This window comes from uncultured Gimesia sp. (assembly GCF_937919775.1).
Taxonomy (GTDB): domain Bacteria; phylum Planctomycetota; class Planctomycetia; order Planctomycetales; family Planctomycetaceae; genus Gimesia.
The window spans coordinates 1-5,205 of record NZ_CALFPF010000486.1; the positions used below are offsets into that span (position 1 = coordinate 1).

General features: G+C 48.7%; 6 protein-coding genes. 2 read left to right on the forward strand and 4 right to left on the reverse strand.

All coding sequences use genetic code 11. The annotated features are described in order from the left end of the window. On the reverse strand, positions 1-1,127 hold a 1,127-nt coding region (ispG, locus tag Q0294_RS13805), incomplete at its 3' end, for a (E)-4-hydroxy-3-methylbut-2-enyl-diphosphate synthase (RefSeq protein ID WP_299466386.1). A gap of 201 nt (positions 1,128-1,328) precedes the next feature. Here ispG and Q0294_RS13810 point away from each other — a divergent pair. Together Q0294_RS13810 and Q0294_RS13815 are read left to right on the forward strand one after the other, a co-directional pair. Then, positions 1,329-2,777 carry a tetratricopeptide repeat protein gene (locus Q0294_RS13810; RefSeq protein ID WP_299466389.1) on the forward strand — a complete coding sequence of 483 codons (1,449 nt, stop codon included), beginning with the start codon at positions 1,329-1,331 and terminating at the stop codon, positions 2,775-2,777. 74 nt (positions 2,778-2,851) lie between these two features. Then, the gene (locus tag Q0294_RS13815) at positions 2,852-3,247 is read left to right on the forward strand and encodes a PQQ-binding-like beta-propeller repeat protein (protein ID WP_299466392.1); all 396 of its coding nucleotides are present in this window, start codon (positions 2,852-2,854) and stop codon (positions 3,245-3,247) included. 61 nt (positions 3,248-3,308) lie between these two features. Here Q0294_RS13815 and Q0294_RS13820 read toward each other — a convergent pair whose 3' ends face one another. The 3 genes from Q0294_RS13820 to Q0294_RS13830 form a co-directional block, all read right to left on the reverse strand. Continuing rightward, positions 3,309-4,370: a GNAT family N-acetyltransferase gene (locus Q0294_RS13820; protein ID WP_299466394.1), complete on the reverse strand. Its 1,062-nt coding sequence runs from the start codon at positions 4,368-4,370 to the stop codon at positions 3,309-3,311. A 168-nt stretch (positions 4,371-4,538) separates the two neighbouring features. After that, positions 4,539-4,952 carry an NUDIX domain-containing protein gene (locus Q0294_RS13825; RefSeq protein WP_299466397.1) on the reverse strand — a complete coding sequence of 138 codons (414 nt, stop codon included), beginning with the start codon at positions 4,950-4,952 and terminating at the stop codon, positions 4,539-4,541. Positions 4,953-4,993: 41 nt separating this feature from the next. Further along, positions 4,994-5,205: TRAM domain-containing protein (locus Q0294_RS13830; RefSeq protein WP_366917975.1), on the reverse strand; the 212-nt coding region annotated here is incomplete at its 5' end.

A 5,205-nucleotide genomic window follows, 5' to 3' on the forward strand; every position in this document is an offset into this window, starting at 1 on the left:
TGTTCGATCAGAGAGTCCAGTTCGCCTTTGAGCCGAGGCAGAATATCATCATAGGAATAGCGGCCTAATGATTCGCTCCCCTTTTTCAGATTGACATAATTCGGGCCACACCAGAGACCAAGGTCTGCATCATCGGTTTCACCAGGGCCATTCACCCGGCAGCCCATAACGGCGATGGTAATTTTGTAATCTTTGGCATACTCGGTCATTTTTTTGACATCTGCAGCCAGATCGACGAAGACTTCATTTTCCACACGAGAGCAACTGGGGCAACTGATGATGTTTAATCCTTTCAGATCATAATCAACGAACGTACGCACCCGGCCGGCAGCGATATCTTCCAGAATCGTGTGGCCGGCGGCAATTTCTTCCCCTTTGCGATCATTGGGAACCGTCAATGAAACGCGAATCGTATCTCCGATGCCTTTGCTGATTAACTGCTCAAAAGCCATTCTCGTTTTGATGACGCCATCCGGAGGCATGCCTGCTTCCGTCACCCCCAGGTGCAAAGGAATATCCGGACGTTTCGCAGCAAACCGCGTATTGACTTCGATGACTTTTGCCGGATCGGAATCCTTGAGCGAAACACAGAAGCGGGTGAAGTCAATCGATTCCAGAAAATCACAATGATCCCAGGCGCTTTCCAGCATAGGCGAGATTGAATCGTGCGGATCATACTTTTCCAGTTTTGCCGGATCGACTGAACCGCAATTCACGCCGACACGCAGCGCACAATCATTGTCTTTGGCAACTTCGGCGATAAACCGGACTTTCTCCTGCCAGGCTTTTTCCGGCTCGTGATGATAGAGGTGCCCCGGATTATAACGCAGCTTGTTCACATACGGCGCGATGACTTCGGCCAGTCGATAGTTTTCCTGCAAATCGACGGTCAAAGGCACAGAGGTCTGCTTTCGAATTTCGATGAGTGCCGCAGCTTCCCGTTTATTATCGACAGCGATGCGCACGATATCTGCCCCCGCCTGCTCCAGTGAGTGAATCTGGGCAACGGTTGCGTCAATGTTGCTGGTTTTGGTCGCTGTCATACTTTGGACGGCTATGGGGTTTTTGTTCCCAATGACAACTGTACCGATATTCACTTCTCTGGTTGGATTTCGCGGTAACTGCAAGTTGTTTGTTCCTTTAGGAAAAGTTTCATTCTGAACTCAAGCTCACGGATTGTAAAAGATCGCGGGTTCAACGTCCATTCATGAAAAAAGGATAAAATTCAATTGGGATTGACAGATTTTGGATGTCGTTTTACAAGCCGTCGATCAATTAATGGCGTTTTATGCCAAAATAGCTGATAGACAATGTAGGTGGAATAAAAAATGAATCGTCACATGGCATGGATGCTGGTGGGTTTGTGTCTGACATCTGGCTGCGGCTCCGATGCGCAACCGACTTCAGAGCAAGCAGTTAAATCAAATGAAACAGCAGGGGCTGCAGCTAAAACTCCTGCCAATCCAAATGAAACCACCTCGAAAAATAGCGACCAATCGGGTGCCCCTGCTCAGGCCACTTCGACTCAGACGGTTGTGAATCCAGCCGCTGTTAAAAAAGCTGAGGAATTATACCTGCAGGCGATGGCGCTTCAGCAGCAGAATAAACTGGCTGAATCGACTCAGTTTTTAACGACGGCGATCAATGCAAACCCACAGGAATCAAAATACTATTTTTCCCGGGGCAGCGCCTGGGCTGATTTGAAACAGGATGCCAATGCCATCGTTGATTTAACCAAAGCGATCGAAATGAGCCCTGAAAATGCGCACTATTATTCGACGCGCGCCCTGTTTTTCATGACGCGTGGCGGTGGTCAACTGGCAGTAAAAGATTTTACGAAAGCCATTGAACTCAATCCGAATGACCATCAGGCGTTTAACAACCGCGGCTTGCTGTTCGCGACATCGGGAAATTTGAAGGAAGCCCGTGCCGATTTTGAACAGGTCTTGCGGATCAAACCCGACAGCATTGACGCGATGAATAACCTGGGCTTTGCTTTGATGAATTTGAACGAACCAGACAAAGCATTTGAGGTGTTGAATCAGGTGATCAAACTAAATCCGAAATATCTGAATGCGTATGATAATCGCGGTCTGGCCTGGGCGAAAAAAAATGAATTTACCAAAGCGGCAGAAGATTTTACCACAGCAATTGAATTGAGTCCCCAGAATCAGAAATTTTATCGGCAGCGGATGCTCGCCTATGAAAAAATGAATCAACCCGAAAAGGCCAAAGCCGACGAGGATAAGATTCTCTGGCTGCAAGAGCTGGCGTTCATCAACGAACGCATTGCCAAGGCACCGAAAGACGCGGAGCTGATCCTGGAACGTGCCCAGTTTTATCTGAAATCGGACATGCGCAAAGAAGCAATGATCGATTATGCGAAAATGGTGGAACTGACACAGGATACGGGACGCGGTTATTTTGTTCGCGGCGCACTTTATCTGGAAGAAAACGAACTGGATCGCTGTATTCAGGAATGTTCGCGGGCCATCGAAATCCAGCCTCATCCGGATGCCTACTCCGTGCGCGGCGACGCTTTCATGAAACGTGGCGATGTCGAACATGCATTGCGTGATTTCGAACGGGCCAAACGTATTGATGACGTTGTTGCGAAAGCCTATCTGATGCGCTCTAAGTCGTTAAAGGAACGGGGCGAACTGGAAAAGGCAGCGCAAGACTTCGAACGGGCCGTTGCCATTGATCCCTCGCTGGGACCTGCCAAACTGAATCCGGAGAAAACCGCCGGGAAACCCGTGATTCGTCCGATTGATTGAAGTGGCCTTGCAGGCCCTGCTAAAATTCGTCTTGCCTTCAGTTCTCGTCTCCATCACACATCAGGGAGGTTCCAATGAACGGCGGTTTTCTGGACGATACAGACTACTCAAACAGACGCGCTCATGAAACTGACTCATTCACGATCTCAGACATGCTGTTTGTCAGTTTTAATTCCCGTGTCTTTGGGTTGAATCGAGATACGGGAGAGTTGCTGTGGAACTGGAAATCATCAAAAGGCAGATCAAACTACGTCTCGATTCTGGTAGACGATGAACAGCTTTTCGTTTCCATTGATGGTTACACCTATTGCCTCGATCCTTATACAGGACGCGAAATCTGGTTTAATCCGCTGAAAGGATTTGGGTACGGAATTCCCACATTAGCCACAGCGGAATTCAATACGAACGCTTCCGCAGCGGCTGAATTGAGCGCACGCGAACAGCGCAGCCGGCAATCAGGGGCGCAATAGCGCGAAGCCAGGGTGAATTCAAGCTGGAACTGAGTTCGCAGTCGGGATCATCCGAGAGAATTCAGGAAAGCAGTTCGGCGTTCGTCAGGTGCCAGCGATTGGGATCGAGGATCGACTCAATTTTGAAATCTGGAAATTTCGGATTGGCATAAGCAAAGACTTTGGTTGCGGAGTGCCTTTGAAAAAAACCAAACCGGGCCAACAGTTTTGAAACTTCTTCCCGCCCGAAATAATTAATCACGATCGATTCCAGACCCACCTGCCGGCAGTGATGGCTGAAGGCGGTCAGCATGTATTTCAGGGAGGTCAGATCGCGATAGAAAAAGTCCTGGATCCCCGCTGCGTAATCCCCACTGCGGCCTGTTTCCCCCAGAACGTAAATCATGTATCCCAGCAGTTCACGTTTATAATTTTCCAGAGTCATAATATGAAAACGCGTGCTGGGTTCATGGCGGAAACGCCACTCCAGAAATTCGCGAGTTCGTTCGACCATCACGATCCCTTGCGAATATTCTGAAAACAGCGTTTCAAATCGTTCATCAATGGGAGCATCAAAATTCACTTTATTCCGGTGAGACAAAAATGTTCTCGACTCAAGAGAATAACATTGCATAGCCAGATCAATGAAACTTGAGACACCTTTTCTCAAAAGGGGCGACTGGATTTTTTCCTTGAGTTTGTATTCCGAACGAATCGGTTTCACCCAGTGCTGGAAAGTTCCCACTTCTTTGTATCGGCAGCGTTTGAAAATCGCTGCTGCTTCGTCAGTCATACCATAGACAAATTTGAAATCCGTTTCCGAAAGATGCGAAATCAGCGCGCGCTGCAGTTTCAGCGCCGCCTGGGCAGATCGATGTTCCTTATCGATATTAATGGACTCTGCCTGTCCGACAGCAAACGGTTTTCCCTCATAACTCATGCGACGCGTCAGCAAACCGGTTGAACCAATCAGCTGTCCGTCCGTGTCTTCTCTCGCCAGCCAGCAATAGTTGTTGCCGAATGGATTTTGATGATGAGACCAGTTAAACCATTGAGAATCGTTTTTTTTGAAATTCCGATTAATCAAAGAAATCAGTTCTTCCTGATTGTCACTCGGGGTCGCCTGAGTGATTGAATAGCCCATACTTCAAGAACCTGTTCATGCATTCTGATTGGTTGAGAAAACAGCCGCTAATTAACAACCCTGAAGTCTAGGTCATTCCCCCGGGAAGTCAAATTGCATCAACGCTGGTTGATGTTTATTGTTCAAGTTCATGCACGTCATCGAAGCAGCATTCTAACCGACAAGTTATCAGGCAGACGCATAAGTGCTTACGAGAAGTTCAATCAGACGCGCGTTGGCTTCGGGAAACCGCAGTTCAGAAAGACGTTCTGCAGGAAACCAGTGGAAACCCTGCAAATCCCGGTGGGTTAAATCTTCCGAACCAGCAACGGGTCGACATAACCAGAAATGCAACTTCACATCCGCATGTTCATACGAGTGCTCCTGGTAAAGCAGTTCTTTCAGCGCGATGACTTCGAGCCCCGTTTCTTCCCGGCACTCTCTGACAGCGCAAGCGTCGGCTGCTTCCTCTGTCTGGCATTTGCCGCCGGGAAATTCATGGAATCCGGCCAGGGGTGAGTTGGCAGCGCGGATACCGATCAGGAATTGCCGTTGAAATTCGACAACGGCAATTCCAATTCGGTTTGTTTTCCGGGAGTTCATGGCAGAAATCAATTTCCTTCCGGATGAGTTTCAGTGTGCCGTTAACGGCCGCCTTCGGTGACCCGACCAAAAATCATGCGGCCTGCACTGCTTTGCAGCACGCTGGTGACAACCGCATCGACATCGCGACCGACCAGATGATTTGCCTGTTCGCAGACCACCATTGTTCCATCATCCAGATATCCCACGCCCTGAGCCTGAGACTCACCTTCTTTGATGATTTTCAATTGAATATGCTCGCCGGGCAGATAGC

Coding starts and splice junctions, on each gene's coding strand:
- Q0294_RS13825 (WP_299466397.1), bottom strand. CDS start 4,952: ATGAACTCCCGGAAAACAAACCGAATTGGAATTGCCGTTGTCGAATTT.
- Q0294_RS13810 (WP_299466389.1), top strand. CDS start 1,329: ATGAATCGTCACATGGCATGGATGCTGGTGGGTTTGTGTCTGACATCT.
- Q0294_RS13815 (WP_299466392.1), top strand. CDS start 2,852: ATGAACGGCGGTTTTCTGGACGATACAGACTACTCAAACAGACGCGCT.
- Q0294_RS13820 (WP_299466394.1), bottom strand. CDS start 4,370: ATGGGCTATTCAATCACTCAGGCGACCCCGAGTGACAATCAGGAAGAA.